Genomic DNA, 13,716 nt, shown 5'->3' with positions numbered 1-13,716 from the left:
GGGGAGAGATCATGGCGTCGACGGTGTGGCTGGGCCGGTTCGAAGGCATCCGGGTGGGTCTGCATTGGAGCGTCCTCGGGATGGCCGGGGTGCTGGTCGTCGCGCTGGCGTTCACCCAGTGGCCGCAGCTCGCGCCGGGGCAGGGGGGTTTCGCCTACGTCGTGGCGGGGCTGATCACCGCGGCGCTGTTCGCGGTTTCGCTGTGCGCGCACGAACTCGCGCACGCGCTGGTGGCCCGGCGGTCCGGGCTGGAGGTCCGCGAGGTGACCTTGTGGCTGCTCGGCGGGGTGGCGCGGCTGCGTGGCGAACCACGCTCACCCGGCGTGGAGTTCCGTGTCGCGTTCGCGGGACCGCTGGTGAGCCTGCTGCTCGCGGCGATCTTCGGGTTCGCCACGTGGATGACCTCGCCGATCGGCACCTCGCTGTCCGGCGCCGTGCTCGGCTACCTCGCGGTGCTGAACCTGACCCTCGCGGTGTTCAACCTGATCCCGGTCGCCCCGCTGGACGGCGGGCGCGTGCTGCGGTCGATCCTGTGGGCGGCGTGGGGCGACCGGCACCGCGCCACCCTGGGCAGCGCCCGCGCCGCCCGGTTCCTCGGGTTCGCGGTGATCGGGCTGGGCGTGCTGACCTTGCTGCGCGGGCCGGTCGGGCTGGGGGTGTGGCCGTTGCTGGTCGGCCTGTTCATCGTGAACCTGGCCCTGGCCGAGGAGCGCGACGCCGAACTGGGCACCAGCCTGGCCGCGATGCGGGTCCGGGACGTGATGACCACGCGGCCGGTGACCGCGCCGGCCGCCACCACGGTCGCGACCTTCCTGCGGGACAACGCCATGCAGCGGCAGCACTCGGCCTATCCGCTCGTCGACCCGGTCGGCCGGTTCGCCGGGCTGGTCACGCTGACCCGCATGCGGGCGGTGCCGCCGGAGTACCGCCCGAACACGCTCCTCGGCGAAATCGCCTGCCCGCCAACGGAAATCCCGCGGGCCACACCGGACGAACCGCTGCTCGCGCTGCTGCCCCGGATGTCCGGGTGCGCCGACGGGCGGGCGCTCGTGTTCGACGCCGACCGCCTCGTCGGCATCGTCTCGCCGTCCGACATCAGCCGCGCGGTCACCTTGCGCGGCCTCGGCGTGGACTGGCACGGCGGCGCCGACGTCGCCGTCGCCCGCACCCCCTCCAGCCCGCCGCTGGGCCGCCCGGCGGCGCAGCGCTGGCCGTGAGTTTCGGTCCCCGCGAGCGCGGGAATCCCACTCTCCGATGAGCCACGAAAACACCCAGCGAGACGTCCGGCGCCTGGCGGATCAGCTCGTGGACGACCTCGGCCGGGAGGACTTCGAGTCCGTGTCCCGGCTGCTGCCCAGGATGATCGGCGCCGACGCACCCGAGGCGGGCCTGCTGCGGCCGCTGTGCGCGGAACTGGTCACGGTGACCGCCCGGCTCGTACGGGACCGGGCGGCACCCGACGCCGGTGACCTGTTCACGGTGGCGCTGGCCGACGAGGACGCCGGGGACGTCCAGATCGACGAGCTCCAGCCGCCGCTGCGGGCCGTGCTGCGCGCCGTCCTCGCCGAACTCAACCACGACGCGGCGGGGGTGGACGCGCAGCTGGAGTTCATCACCGGGGACCCGGATCCGTGCGGACAGGTCGACGCGCTGGTCCACCTCGTGTCCTGGGCCCACGACCTGTTGCACGCGTGAGCGGCGGGTGGTGGCGGGACGCCGTCATCTACCAGGTCTACATCCGCAGCTTCGCCGACGGCACCGGCGACGGGATCGGCGACCTGGCCGGCCTCCGCGCGAAACTGCCGTACCTGGCCGGGCTCGGCGTGGACGCGCTGTGGATCACGCCCTGGTACCCGTCCCCGATGGCCGACGGCGGCTACGACGTCGCCGACTACCGCGACATCGACCCGGTGTTCGGCACGCTGTCCGACGCCGAGGCGCTGATCCGCGAGGCGCACGACCACGGGTTGCGGATCATCGTCGACATCGTGCCCAACCACACCAGCGACCGGCACCCGTGGTTCCGGGCCGCGCTCGACGCCGGGCCGGGCGCACCGGAGCGGGACCGGTACGTCTTCCGCGACGAGCCCAACGACTGGCGCAGCGTGTTCGGCGGCCCGGCGTGGACCCGGGTGGACGACGGCCAGTGGTACCTGCACCTGTTCGACGCCGCGCAGCCCGACCTGAACTGGGACCACCCGCAGGTGCGCACCGAGTTCCTGGACGTGCTGCGGTTCTGGCTCGACCGCGGCGTGGACGGGTTCCGGATCGACGTGGCGCACGGCATGGTCAAGGACCCCGCGCTGCCGGACCTCGGTCTGGACCACGAGGGCCTCGTCGAGCCGCCGGACCGCAGCGACCACCCGCACTGGGACCGTCCGGGCGTGCACGAGATCTTCCGGTCGTGGCGGGAACTGGCGCGGCACTACGGTGACGACCGGATCTTCGTCGCAGAAGCCTGGGTGGACAACCCGCGGCGGCTGGCGCGGTACGTGCGGCCCGACGAGCTGCACACGGCGTTCAACTTCGACTTCCTGCGCTGCCCCTGGCGGGCCGGCCGGTTCCGGGCGGTGATCGACGCCAGCATCGAGGCGCTGTCGGCGGTCGGCGCACCCGCCACCTGGGTGCTGTCCAACCACGACGTGACACGGCACGTGACGCGCTACCGGGGCGGGCTGCCGCGGGCGCGGGCGGCGTTGCTGCTGATGCTGGCCCTGCCCGGCGGCGCCTACCTGTACCAGGGCGAGGAGCTCGGGCTCGAGGAGATCGAGGACCTGCCGGAGGAGGTGCTGCAGGACCCGACGTGGGAACGGTCGGGCCGCACGCGCCGCGGCCGCGACGGCTGCCGGGTGCCGCTGCCGTGGTCCGGTGCGTCACCGCCGTTCGGGTTCACCACGGGGACGCCGTGGCTGCCCCAGCCGGCCCGCTGGTCGGCGAAAACCGTGGCCGCGCAGGAGAACGACCCCGGCTCGACGCTGAGCCTCTACCGGGAGGCGTTGCGGATCCGCAAGGAGAACCCGGCGCTCGGCGACGGCGAACTGTCCTGGTTGGACAGTGAACCGGAGGTGCTGGCCTTCCGCCGCGACCCCGGGGTGGTGTGCGTGGTGAACCTCGGCGAGGCGGCGGTCGCGCTGCCACCGCACCGGAAGGTCCTGCTCGCGAGCGACCCCGGCGACCCGGGCGAGGTGCTGGCACCCGACTCGGCGGTGTGGCTGGCCGTCTGAGCGGGTACGCCCTACGACATGTCCGAGCTACCACTGCCCGAGTACGACGAACTGCCCCTGGCCTCGCTGCAGCACCGCATCCGCTCGCTGGACTCCGCGCAGCTCGACCAGCTGATGTCGTACGAGCTCAAGCACGCCAACCGGCTCCCGGTGCTGGAACTGTTCCGCGTCCGCAAACGCCAGCTCGACGAGGGCGCCGAACCGTCCGGCGGCGAGCACACCGAGATCCCCGAGGTCACCGGCCACCGCGGCGGCTCCCCCGCGAAGGAGCAGACCGCGGCCGAGCCGAACACGCCGCTGCGTCACGGCGTCGCGGACCAGACCCCGCACCGGGGCCGCTAGGGCGAGCCCGAAGCACCGCAGCCTAGCGGAGTTCCCGCACCCGCCGGAGCGTCTCGCGCAGGCTGTCCTCCGTCACCGCGTCGATCGCCTCGTCGAGGGGTAGCCACTTGAGCGGGGCGTCCGGCTTCTCGGGACGCGCCGCGTCCGGCTCCCGCGTCGCCAGGACGAACCGCAGGTCCGCGTGCTCGTGCGCGGGCTCGGCACCCTTGGCCGGTACCGGCACGATCACGGTGTGCAACGGCGCCGCCGTCGGCCACGGCACCAGATCGGTCAGCCCGGTCTCCTCGCGGCCCTCGCGCAGCGCGATGTCCAGCGGGTCCGTCTCGCCCGGATCGCCGTGCCCGCCGACCTGCAACCACGCCTGCTGACGCGCGTGCCACCGCAACAGCACGCGCCCGCTGTCCGGGTGCACGATCGCCGCGGAACCAGTGACGTGCAACGGGGTGTCCCGCGCGAACGGATCCTCGGCGGTGGCCAGCAACTCCCGGATCCGCGCCAGATCGGCGCTCTCGACCTCGTCCCGCGCCCGGTATCCCTCCAGCATGCCCGCAGCCTACGACGTTTCCGCCCACCCCGGGCGGGAACACCCCGCCGGTGTCCAGACACGACGAACTCCGCCGGACCGCGCGCGACACCTTCGGCTGGCCGGACCTGCGCGACGACCAGCTGACCGCGATGGCACACCTCCTCGACGGCGGCGACGTGCTCGCCGTGATGCCCACCGGTTCCGGCAAGTCGGCGATCTACCAGGTTCCGGCGCTGCTGCTGGACGGGCCGACGCTCGTCGTGTCGCCGTTGACCGCGTTGCAACGCGACCAGGTCGGCCAGATCGAGGACAGCGACGCGCCGGACGCCGTCGCGGTGAACTCCACCCAGAGCGCCAGGACCACCGGCCGGGCGTGGGACGCGGTCACCGAGGGCGACGCCGAGTACCTGTTCCTGGCACCGGAACAGCTCGCCAAGGACGAGGTGCTGGAGCAGCTGGACGAAATCCGCCCGAGCCTGTTCGTGGTCGACGAGGCGCACTGCGTCTCCGCCTGGGGCCACGACTTCCGCCCCGACTACCTCCGCCTCGGGCACGCCATCGAGCGGCTCGGCCACCCCCGCGTGCTCGCGCTGACCGCGACCGCGGGTGGCCCGGTGCGCGACGACATCGTCGAGCACCTCGGGTTGCGGGATCCGCTGCGCGTGGTGTCCGGGTTCGACCGGCCGAACCTCTACCTCGCGGTGCACCGCGCCACCGACGAGAAGGACAAGCGCGCCGCCGTGCTGCGGTGGGTGCGCGAGGCGCCCAAGCCCGGCCTCGTCTACGCCGCGACGCGCAAGGACAGCGAACGCTACGCGGAGGAACTGGGCGCGGTCGCCTACCACGCCGGGATGAAGGCGGCCGACCGCAAGCGCGTGCACGACGACTTCCTGGAGGACCGGGTCGAGGTCGTGGTGGCCACGTCGGCGTTCGGCATGGGCATCGACAAGCCGAACGTGCGGTTCGTCGTGCACGCGTCCACACCGGAATCGGTCGACTCGTACTACCAGCAGATCGGCCGCGCCGGGCGGGACGGCGAACGCGCCGACGCGCTCCTGTTCTACCGGCCCGAGGATCTGGGCCTGCAGAGGTTCCTCACCGCACGGCGGTTCGACGCCGAGGGCATCCAGGAACTCGCCGAGACCCTGCGCGAGCAGGACGGCCCGGCCAGTCCACAGGAGATCGACGGCGAGGTGGACCAGTCGCATCGCCGCGCGATGAACAACCTGAACCTGCTGGAGCAGTCCGGGCTGGTCGAGGAGACCGAGCAGGGCGGGTTCGGCTACGACGGCACCGATCCCGGGGAGGCCGCCGAACGCGCCGCCGCGGTGGCCGAACACCGCACCAAGCTCGATCGGTCCCGGGTCGAGGTCATGCGCGAGTACGCCGAGGCGACCTCGTGCCGGCGCCAGTTCCTGTTGGGCTACTTCGGCGAAACGCTGGACGAGCCGTGCGGCTTCTGCGACACGTGCGACGCGGGCACGGCGCAGGACCGGGCACCGTCCGACGGGGAATTCCAGCCGGGCACGAACGTCCGGCACGCGGAGTGGGGGCCGGGGCAGGTGGTCCGCCGGGAGGCGGACCGCGTCACGGTGCTGTTCGAGGAGGCGGGATACCGCTCGCTGTCCCTGCCCGCGGTGCGCGAACGGGGCCTGCTCACCGAGGAATGACCGGTCAGCGCACCCCGTTGGCTCAGGCAGGACCGCCGCGCGGATCCTGCTGGAAATCGGCGACGCCTCCGCCTTCACATCCTCGGCCCACCTGGAAGCCTACGCCAGCATCGCCGCCCTGTCCGACCCCACCAGCGGGGCCTACTACCAGCGCAAACGCGACGAAGGCAAGAAACACGACGCCACGCTCATCGGCCTAGGACCTGTCCTCGAAGTGGGTTCGGCGATGGAGCCGTTGCTGCGGATGTCGGGTGTGAGGGGCGGTCCGCGGGTTGATGACCGCCGGGTCATCAACGGGATGTTGTTCAAGGCCAAAACGGGGGTGGCGTGGCGGGACCTGCCCGAGCGTTAGGGGCCGTGGAAGACGGTCTATCACCGGTCCTGGCGCTGGTCACGCAACGGCACCTTGAGCATGCTGGTGCCGACGGTGCGGGTGGTCGCCGACGCGATCGACGAGCTTGATCGCCGGACGAGCCGTCCGCACACCGGGGGCGAGCGGATCCTTCCTCCTACCACGGCATGATCGACCTGGCCAGCCTGCTCATCTGGCTTCAACACCCCGCTCCTACGACCACTGCCGCTCGACAACCCCATGGGGACACCCCGGTTCACCCAACGCGCGCACACCGCACCCGCCAGTCACCCTCGTACCCGCGGGTTCAGTTCAGCCCACCCGGCACCGCACGCCCGGCCACACCACGCGCTCGCCTCCGCCCGGCAGCCACAACGGCTGGTTGTGACACCCCGCGCGATCCGTTGTTTGTGGTCGCCCGCCGCCATCGGGTTTCCTTCGCCCGTGCTGAAAACAGAACGCAAGGCGCGCCTGGGCCGCTCGTTCGGCTGGTTGTGGGCCGCCTACGCGGTGAGCGCCTACGGGACCGGCCTCGGGTTCGGCGCGTTCTCGATCGTCGCCGTGCAGGTGCTGCAGGCCGGGCCGGCCGAGGTGGCCGCGCTGTCGGCGTCCGGGCTCGCGATCGGCGCGCTGCTGGCGGTCCCGGTCGGCGCGTGGATGGAGTTCCGCGCCAAGCGGCCGGTCATGATCGCCGTGGACGTCCTCCGCTTCGCCGCGCTGGGCTCCATCCCGCCGGCCTACTGGCTGGGTGTGCTGTCGTTCGCGCAGCTCCTGGTGGTCGCCGTCGTCACCGCCGCGGCGAAGATCGCGTTCACGGCCGCGAGCGGCGCCTACCTCAAGACGGTCGTCCCGGCGGGCAGGCTCCTGGTCGCCACCAGCCGGTTCGAGTCCACCACCTGGTCGGCCACGATCATCGGGCCGCCCGTGGGCGGCGCCGCCATCGGCCTGATGGGTCCGGTGACCACCGTCCTCGCCGACGCGGTGAGCTACCTGCTCTCCGCGCTCGGCATCGCCGCCATCCGGCACCCCGAGCGGCCCGCCGGCCTGGCGAAGACGACCCGCTGGCGCGACCTCGCTGAGGGCTGGCGCTACATCCTGACCCACCCGGCCCTGCGGCGGTTCTTCGTCAACACCGCGCTGGTCAACGGCCTGATCATGGCCGGGGAACCGGTGCTGGCGGTGCTGATGCTCGGTCACCTCGGGTTCCCGGCCTGGCAGTACGGTCTGGCGTTCGCCGTGCCGTGCGTCGGCGGCCTGATCGGGTCGCGGCTCGCCCGCCGGGTCGCGGCGCGCTGGGGCGAGCCCACCGCGCTGCGCGTGTTCGGCACCCTCCGCGCCTGCTGGCCGCTCGGGCTCGCGTTCGTCCAGCCGGGCACCGCCGGGCTGCTGATCGTGATGGTCACCGAACTCGGGCTGATCACCTGCGCGAGCCTGTTCAACTCGGTCTTCGCCGCGCACCGGCTGACCTCGACCGACCCCGGCCGGCACGCCCGCATGCTCACCGCCTGGTCGATCACCACCAGCACCAGCATCGCGGTGCTCACCCTGGTGTGGGGCCTGCTGGCGCAGCTCACCGGCCCGCGGGCGGCGCTCGCCCTGGCCGGGGTCCTGCTCCTCGGCACCCCGTTCCTGCTGCCGCGGAAGCCCGGTCAGGGCGCGTAGGCGTCCAGGCCGAACAGGTCGAACAGCTTCTGCTGCACCGGGTCCCGGCACGTCAGCAGCCGACGGGTGCGGGGCCGCCCGCCGGTCGAGGGGTAGCGCAGCACCGTCTCGCCGATCCGCGACAGGAGGTCCAGCAGCTCGCGCACGGACAGGTCGAGCCCGGCCCGGTCGGCGTCCTGCCGCATGACGTGGGTGACCGCGGTGGCGAGCACGCTGACCAGCGAGTGCACCGCGATCCGGTGCTCGGTCCAGTACCGCCGCGGCGCGGACGCCGCCACGAACGGGCCGTTGAGCTGCCGGAACGTCGAGTCGAGGTGGTAGCGGGCGCGGTAGGCGGTGATGACGTCGGCGACCGGCCAGTCGTGGTCGGTGACCAGCAGCTGCTTGCCGAAGAACTCCTCGTCGAGCCGTGCGCGGGCGTTCTCGTCGACCCGCCACGACAGGCGGAGCTCGGCCGGGCGCACACCCGTCAGCCGGGTCGACACCACGCGATCGACCCAGCGCACCCGGGTGATGCGGGCGATCTCGGTCATCACCTGTTCGCGTGGCCTGCGGTTGGTGCCGGCCTCCAGCGCCAGCGCGAGACCGTCGAGCTGCCGCGTCGCGCTGGTCAGCGCCTGAGCGAACCCGCGCGCCTGGGCGGCGTGCAGCTTGGCCGAGTGCGTGAGGACCACCCGGCGGCTCGCGCCGGACACCACGGCCTGCGTGTCGAGTGCCGTCACCCCGGCGAAGCGGTCCGGGTCGACCGGGCGCCGCGCCGACGCCGGACGCGCGAGGAGCTCGGGGTAGTCGCCCAGGGGCAGCGCACCGACGAAGTGCCTGCCGTCGTCCAGGTCCAGCTGCGCGTGCTGCCCGGTTTCGAACACGAGGGTCACCGGGCCCGCCGCTCGCGCGGCCAGCTGCTCGGCCGCCACCCCGAACGGCACCGCGCCCTCGCGCCGGTAGACCGTCGACGCCAGCGGGATGGCGCCGTCCCGCGTGACCACCGTGCTCAGGCCGGCCGGGGCCGCCACGGCGGTCTCCGACTCGGCGTAGGTGGCGAAGTTCGGCACGTCCACCGCGAGCAGGGTCGGGTCGTCGAGGTGGTCGCGCACCCGCGCCGACACCGCCGCCTCGATCCGCTCCAGCTGCGCGCGCGTCAGCCGTCGCGTCGCACGCCAGAACTCCTCGTCCCGCACCGCGGCCGCCGCGATCCGGGGGCGGACGAACCGGCTCGCGGCGCTGTCCGCCCACCACTGCGCGAGCTCCGTGCCCGGCGCGGTCGCGCGGTGCAGCACGGACAGCGCGAAGTACGTCCCGACGGACACTTTCGCCGTGCGGGAGCCCAGAACCTCGTCGATCGTCGCGCGCACCTGGAGCCGCTCCAGGGTGGACCAGACCGCGGCGACGTCACCGAACGCGAGGTGCCGCGTGCCGTCCGGGGAACCGGCCGCGCCGTCGAGCGCCGCCGCGATGTCCTCCGCCGTCCCGAGGTAACGCTGCGAGGTGATCCGCGGCTTGCCGTTCACCCGCCCGGTGTGCGCCAGGTAGTAGTAGGTCCTGCCGCCGACCCGCTTGCCGATCACCGAAGCCATACTTTAGGTAATACGCTCGCAGCCCCCGCCGCGCAATGACGACGGGCACGGTGAGCAGCGGAAACAGGGTCGTGACGGCCCGGTGTGGCCGATCTTGTGCGGCCGGGTCCTGGCACGCCACCGGGGCCGGTCCTAGCGTTTCCGGTATGGCATCCGCTCCCACCGCCTCCGCGATGCGTCGCGCGCTGGCCCGTGCCCGCGACGGCAAGACCCTCGACATCGCCGAGGCGACCGTGCTGCTGCACGCGCGCGACGAAGACCTCGGAACGCTGTCCGAGCACGCCTCCCGCATCCGCGACGCCGGCCTGGCCGAAGCCGGCCGCGACGGCATCATCACCTACAGCCGCAAGGTGTTCATCCCGCTCACCCGGCTGTGCCGGGACCGGTGCGGGTACTGCACGTTCGCGACGGTTCCGGGCAAACTGGACGCGCCGTTCCTGTCGCCGGACGAAGTGCTCGAGATCGCGCGGCAGGGCGCCGCGATGGGCTGCAAGGAAGCCCTGTTCACCCTCGGCGACCGGCCCGAGGACCGGTGGAAGCAGGCCCGCGAGTGGCTCGACGCGCACGGCTACGACGACACCCTGTCGTACGTGCGGGCGATGGCGATCCTGGTGCTCGAGCAGACCGGCCTGCTGCCGCACCTCAACCCCGGCGTGCTGACCTGGCAGGACTTCCAGCGGCTCAAGCCGGTCGCGCCGTCGATGGGCATGATGCTGGAGACCACCGCGACGCGCCTGTGGAGCGAGCGCGGCGGCCCGCACTACGGCTCGCCGGACAAGGATCCGGCCGTGCGGCTGCGTGTGCTGGAGGACGCCGGCCGGTCGTCGGTGCCGTTCACCACCGGCATCCTGATCGGGATCGGGGAGAACTACGAAGAGCGCGCGGACGCGCTGTTCGCGATCCGCAAGGTGGCGCGCCAGTACGGCGGCATCCAGGAAGTCATCGTGCAGAACTTCCGCGCCAAGCCGGACACCAAGATGCGCGCGACCCCCGACGCCGACCTGCAGGAGCTGGCCGCGACGATCGCCGTCGCGCGGCTCGTGCTCGGCCCGAAGATGCGCATCCAGGCGCCGCCGAACCTGATCGGCAGCCAGTACGACCTGATGCTGCGCGCGGGGATCGACGACTGGGGCGGCGTGTCGCCGCTGACCCCCGACCACGTCAACCCCGAGCGGGCGTGGCCGCAGATCGACGAGCTGGCGCGGCAGACCGCGGCGTCCGGCTACACGTTGCGCGAGCGGCTGACGATCTACCCCGAGTACCTGACCGCGGGCGAACCGTGGCTGGACCCGCGCGTGGCAGGTCACGTCGCCGCGCTGGCCGACCCGGCGACCGGGCTGGCGCGCGAGGACGCCGTGCCGGCGGGGCGGCCGTGGCAGGAGCCGGACGGCGGCTGGCAGGACCAGGCCGGCACCGGCCGGACCGACCTGCACGTCGAGGTCGACACCACCGGCCGCACGGACGACCGGCGCAGCGACTTCGACTCGGTCTACGGCGAGTGGGCCGAACTCGCCGAGAAGGTCCCGAGCGCACCGCGGCGGATGGACACCGACATCGCGGAAGCGTTGCGGCGCGCCGAACGCGACCCGGCCGGTCTGTCCGATGAGGACGCTCTCGCACTGTTGCACGCGGACGGTGCCGAGCTGGAGGCCCTGGCGTCACTGGCCGACGGGCTGCGCCGCGACGTCACGGGCGACGACGTCACGTTCGTGGTGACGCGCAACATCAACTTCACCAACGTCTGCTACACCGGGTGCCGGTTCTGCGCGTTCGCGCAACGGCGGACGGACGCCGACGCCTACACGCTGTCGCTGTCGCAGGTCGGCGAGCGGGTCGACCAGGCCTGGGAGGCCGGGGCGACGGAGATCTGCATGCAGGGCGGCATCCACCCGGACATGCCCGGCACGGCGTACTTCGACCTGGCGGCCGAGGTGAAGCGGCGGCAGCCGGACATCCACCTGCACTCCTACAGCCCGATGGAGGTCGTCAACGGCGCGTCCCGGACCAACCTGTCCATTCGCGACTGGCTGACGCGCGCGCACGAGTCCGGTGTGGACTCGCTGCCGGGCACGGCGGCGGAGATCCTCGACGATGACGTGCGGTGGGTGCTCACCAAGGGCAAGCTGCCGGCCTCGAGCTGGATCGAGGTGATCTCGACCGCGCACGAGCTGGGCATCCCGACGACGTCGACGATGATGTACGGGCACGTGGACACGCCCGCGCACTGGGTCGGGCACATCAAGCTGATCGCCGACCTGCAGCGTCGGGCGCTGGAGAAGACCGGGCGGCGCGGGTTCACCGAGTTCGTGCTGCTGCCGTTCATCCACCAGAACGCACCGATCTACCTGGCGGGGCTGTCCCGCCCCGGTCCGACGAGGCGCGAGAACCGGGCGGTGCACGCGCTGGCGCGGATCCTGCTGCACGGGCTGATCGACAACATCCAGTGCTCGTGGGTGAAGCTGGGCGAGGACACCTGCCGCGACGTGCTGAACGGCGGGGTGAACGACCTCGGCGGCACGCTGATGGAGGAGACGATCAGCCGCATGGCGGGCGCGGACAACGGCTCGTACAAGACGATCAGCGAGCTGGAGAAGATGGTCGCCCCGATCGGCCGTCCGCTGGTCCAGCGCACGACGACGTACGGCCGCCCGTCGCCGGACCGCGTGGCCGCGGCACTGGCCTCCGACGGCGTTGCCCAGGCCGTCCGGCGCCCGCTGTCGCTGCCGGTCGTCAGCTGACGTTGTCGGTGGCGACCTCGTCGAGGAAGCGGCCGATGTTGGCCAGCGTGCGTTCGACGCGCTGCTCGAGCGGTGCGCGGTCCACCGGATTGTGCACCGCCGGGCGGCGCTTGCCGCGCAGGTACAGGCCGCAGGCCAGGTCGGCGCACGCGTAGGTGCCGACGGTGTTGCCCTGCTTGCCCGCCGCACCGACCCGGCGAGCCGCGAACAGCGTCACGTCGGTCGCGGCGTGGATGGTCCCGCAGAACGCGCACAGGGACGATTTGAGCGAACTGCGGTGCTTGGCCGCCGCCCGCATCGCGATGCCGACGACGTCGTCCCCGTACGGCGCCACGAGGTAGGCGTTCTGCCCCGCCTTGGGGTCCCGCCACCCGAGGAAGTCCACTTCGGACCAGTCAAGCCCGGCCAGGCCGGGCGGTAGCGACAGCCGGCGCGCCTCCCCCTTCGAGCAGTTGATGAACGATGTGCGGATGCGGTCTTCGTCGAGCGGTAGCACGGGGTTGATGATCCGGGGCACCGCCGCGATCGGGCAACTCGATTACGATCGGCGCTGATGAGCACGAAGATCGCCTGGCCGGTGCCCGCACCGGACCTGCCCGAGCACGTCCACCCGGCCCTGGCCGCGATGGCCCGCGCCGCGAGTGCGGCCTACGGCGAGGCCCGCCGTCGGCACACCCGGGCCGAGCTGGCGGAAAAGGTGGCCGACGGCGCGGACGGCACCCCGACGATGCGGGTCGACGAGATCGTCGAGGACGCGATCGCCGAGGAGGCGAACCGGCACCGGGTGAACCTGCTCAGCGAGGAGGTCGGGTTCGTCGACAACGGCTCGGCGGTGACGCTCGTCGTCGACCCGGTCGACGGGTCCAACAACGCGGCCGCCGGGGTGCCGCTGTGCTGTTTCGGCGGCACGGTCGCGGTCGACGGGCGGGCGACCGAGGCACTGACGGTGTGGCTGGACACCGGTCGCGCGTGGCACGCCCGCGCCGGCGAGCCGGTGCCCTACCGCACGACCGGCCGCGCGAGCCTGACCGGCGCGACGGTGAACCTGCTCCGTCCGCACGAGCGCAGCGCCGAGGCGTGGATGCGGGTCGCCTCGCGGGCCGGGCGCGTGCGGATCCTGTCCACGACGGTGCTGGAGTGCGCCCTGGTGGCCGAAGGTTCGGTCGACGCGTTCTGCGACCCCGGCTCCGACACGCACCGGCTGGTCGACCTCGCCACGGCGATGGTGACGGTGCCCGCCGCGGGCGGCGCGGTCATCGACGTGCACGGCCGGGAGCTGGCGATCGACCCCGACCTGACCCGCCGCTGGTCCGGCATCGCCGCCGCAACGCCCGCCCTGGCGGACGAACTGGCGGCCACGATCCTCGGCTGACGCTGGGCCGGTGACTGACCGCGCGAGCCACGGCGGCTGGGCTCATCTCCCCCACCCGCACCCGGCTCACCCCACCCGCACCCGGCTCACCGCGGTACCGCGTCCCGGCCGGGGCCACCTGCCCACCAGCCGCACCTGGCCCCACGCGGTCGGAACGCCCACGCCATCCCACCGCCGGCCCGTCCTGGGACCCGCGCACGCACCCACCCCACACGGGCAGGGCACCCACCCATCCCGGCCTGCCCCACCACCGGCC

At 72.8% G+C, this 13,716-nt stretch carries 13 protein-coding genes and 1 pseudogene; 10 read left to right on the top strand and 4 right to left on the bottom strand.

All coding sequences use genetic code 11. The features are described from left to right. Window positions 1–11: 11 nt before the first annotated feature. The 4 genes from FB470_RS17170 to FB470_RS17155 are packed head-to-tail and all read left to right on the top strand — an operon-like array spanning window position 12 to window position 3,566. Window positions 12–1,217 (top strand): site-2 protease family protein, encoded by a 1,206-nt coding sequence (locus FB470_RS17170; RefSeq protein ID WP_306992763.1) that lies wholly within the window; start codon window positions 12–14, stop codon window positions 1,215–1,217. A 37-nt stretch (window positions 1,218–1,254) separates the two neighbouring features. After that, window positions 1,255–1,695, top strand: a complete 441-nt coding sequence (locus tag FB470_RS17165) for a hypothetical protein (protein ID WP_306992762.1) — start codon at window positions 1,255–1,257, stop codon at window positions 1,693–1,695. Then, window positions 1,692–3,224 (top strand): glycoside hydrolase family 13 protein, encoded by a 1,533-nt coding sequence (locus tag FB470_RS17160; RefSeq protein WP_306992761.1) that lies wholly within the window; start codon window positions 1,692–1,694, stop codon window positions 3,222–3,224. The genes FB470_RS17165 and FB470_RS17160 overlap by 4 nt, the downstream gene beginning before the upstream one ends. Window positions 3,225–3,242: 18 nt before the next feature. Further along, on the top strand, window positions 3,243–3,566 hold the full coding sequence (locus FB470_RS17155) for a hypothetical protein (RefSeq protein WP_306992759.1): 324 nt from the start codon (window positions 3,243–3,245) through the stop codon (window positions 3,564–3,566). A gap of 22 nt (window positions 3,567–3,588) precedes the next feature. Here FB470_RS17155 and FB470_RS17150 read toward each other — a convergent pair whose 3' ends face one another. Then, window positions 3,589–4,110, bottom strand: a complete 522-nt coding sequence (locus FB470_RS17150) for an NUDIX hydrolase (RefSeq protein WP_306992757.1) — start codon at window positions 4,108–4,110, stop codon at window positions 3,589–3,591. A 50-nt stretch (window positions 4,111–4,160) separates the two neighbouring features. Here FB470_RS17150 and FB470_RS17145 point away from each other — a divergent pair, with 50 nt between their 5' ends. The 3 genes and pseudogenes from FB470_RS17145 to FB470_RS17135 all read left to right on the top strand — a co-directional run bounded on the left by FB470_RS17145 (window position 4,161) and on the right by FB470_RS17135 (window position 6,114). Then, the gene (locus FB470_RS17145) at window positions 4,161–5,762 is read left to right on the top strand and encodes a RecQ family ATP-dependent DNA helicase (protein ID WP_306992756.1); all 1,602 of its coding nucleotides are present in this window, start codon (window positions 4,161–4,163) and stop codon (window positions 5,760–5,762) included. Between the two features lie 19 nt (window positions 5,763–5,781). Continuing rightward, window positions 5,782–5,961 (top strand): annotated as a pseudogene (locus tag FB470_RS17140) (transposase); the annotation flags it as partial. A 27-nt stretch (window positions 5,962–5,988) separates the two neighbouring features. Then, window positions 5,989–6,114 (top strand): transposase, encoded by a 126-nt coding sequence (locus FB470_RS17135; RefSeq protein ID WP_370876479.1) that lies wholly within the window; start codon window positions 5,989–5,991, stop codon window positions 6,112–6,114. A gap of 20 nt (window positions 6,115–6,134) precedes the next feature. On the opposite strand, the gene FB470_RS17130 is transcribed toward FB470_RS17135, so the two are convergent. Further along, window positions 6,135–6,278 (bottom strand): hypothetical protein, encoded by a 144-nt coding sequence (locus FB470_RS17130; protein WP_306992754.1) that lies wholly within the window; start codon window positions 6,276–6,278, stop codon window positions 6,135–6,137. Window positions 6,279–6,558: 280 nt separating this feature from the next. Between FB470_RS17130 and FB470_RS17125 the strand changes: the two genes are divergently transcribed. After that, window positions 6,559–7,776 carry an MFS transporter gene (locus FB470_RS17125; RefSeq protein WP_306992752.1) on the top strand — a complete coding sequence of 406 codons (1,218 nt, stop codon included), beginning with the start codon at window positions 6,559–6,561 and terminating at the stop codon, window positions 7,774–7,776. On the opposite strand, the gene FB470_RS17120 is transcribed toward FB470_RS17125, so the two are convergent. After that, entirely contained in the window at window positions 7,764–9,350 is a 1,587-nt protein-coding gene (locus FB470_RS17120) for an IS1634 family transposase (protein ID WP_306992750.1), read from the bottom strand. The genes FB470_RS17125 and FB470_RS17120 overlap by 13 nt on opposite strands. A gap of 146 nt (window positions 9,351–9,496) precedes the next feature. Here FB470_RS17120 and FB470_RS17115 point away from each other — a divergent pair, with 146 nt between their 5' ends. After that, entirely contained in the window at window positions 9,497–12,088 is a 2,592-nt protein-coding gene (locus tag FB470_RS17115) for a bifunctional FO biosynthesis protein CofGH (RefSeq protein WP_306992748.1), read from the top strand. On the opposite strand, the gene FB470_RS17110 is transcribed toward FB470_RS17115, so the two are convergent. Beyond that, window positions 12,081–12,584, bottom strand: a complete 504-nt coding sequence (locus tag FB470_RS17110) for an FBP domain-containing protein (RefSeq protein ID WP_306992747.1) — start codon at window positions 12,582–12,584, stop codon at window positions 12,081–12,083. The genes FB470_RS17115 and FB470_RS17110 overlap by 8 nt on opposite strands. 57 nt (window positions 12,585–12,641) lie before the next feature. On the opposite strand from FB470_RS17110, the gene FB470_RS17105 reads away from it, so the two are divergent. After that, on the top strand, window positions 12,642–13,460 hold the full coding sequence (locus tag FB470_RS17105) for an inositol monophosphatase family protein (RefSeq protein ID WP_306992745.1): 819 nt from the start codon (window positions 12,642–12,644) through the stop codon (window positions 13,458–13,460). The last annotated feature ends 256 nt before the right edge of the window (window positions 13,461–13,716 follow it).

This window comes from Amycolatopsis thermophila (assembly GCF_030814215.1).
Lineage (GTDB): Bacteria > Actinomycetota > Actinomycetes > Mycobacteriales > Pseudonocardiaceae > Amycolatopsis_E > Amycolatopsis_E thermophila.
This window is presented reverse-complemented; position numbering and strand designations above follow the sequence as displayed.

Bases quoted from the DNA above. Each gene is read 5' to 3' on its own strand.
- FB470_RS17170 (WP_306992763.1), top strand. From the start codon at position 12: ATGGCGTCGACGGTGTGGCTGGGCCGGTTCGAAGGCATCCGGGTGGGT.
- FB470_RS17120 (WP_306992750.1), bottom strand. From the start codon at position 9,350: ATGGCTTCGGTGATCGGCAAGCGGGTCGGCGGCAGGACCTACTACTAC.
- FB470_RS17115 (WP_306992748.1), top strand. From the start codon at position 9,497: ATGGCATCCGCTCCCACCGCCTCCGCGATGCGTCGCGCGCTGGCCCGT.
- FB470_RS17135 (WP_370876479.1), top strand. From the start codon at position 5,989: ATGGAGCCGTTGCTGCGGATGTCGGGTGTGAGGGGCGGTCCGCGGGTT.
- FB470_RS17150 (WP_306992757.1), bottom strand. From the start codon at position 4,110: ATGCTGGAGGGATACCGGGCGCGGGACGAGGTCGAGAGCGCCGATCTG.
- FB470_RS17155 (WP_306992759.1), top strand. From the start codon at position 3,243: ATGTCCGAGCTACCACTGCCCGAGTACGACGAACTGCCCCTGGCCTCG.
- FB470_RS17105 (WP_306992745.1), top strand. From the start codon at position 12,642: ATGAGCACGAAGATCGCCTGGCCGGTGCCCGCACCGGACCTGCCCGAG.
- FB470_RS17165 (WP_306992762.1), top strand. From the start codon at position 1,255: ATGAGCCACGAAAACACCCAGCGAGACGTCCGGCGCCTGGCGGATCAG.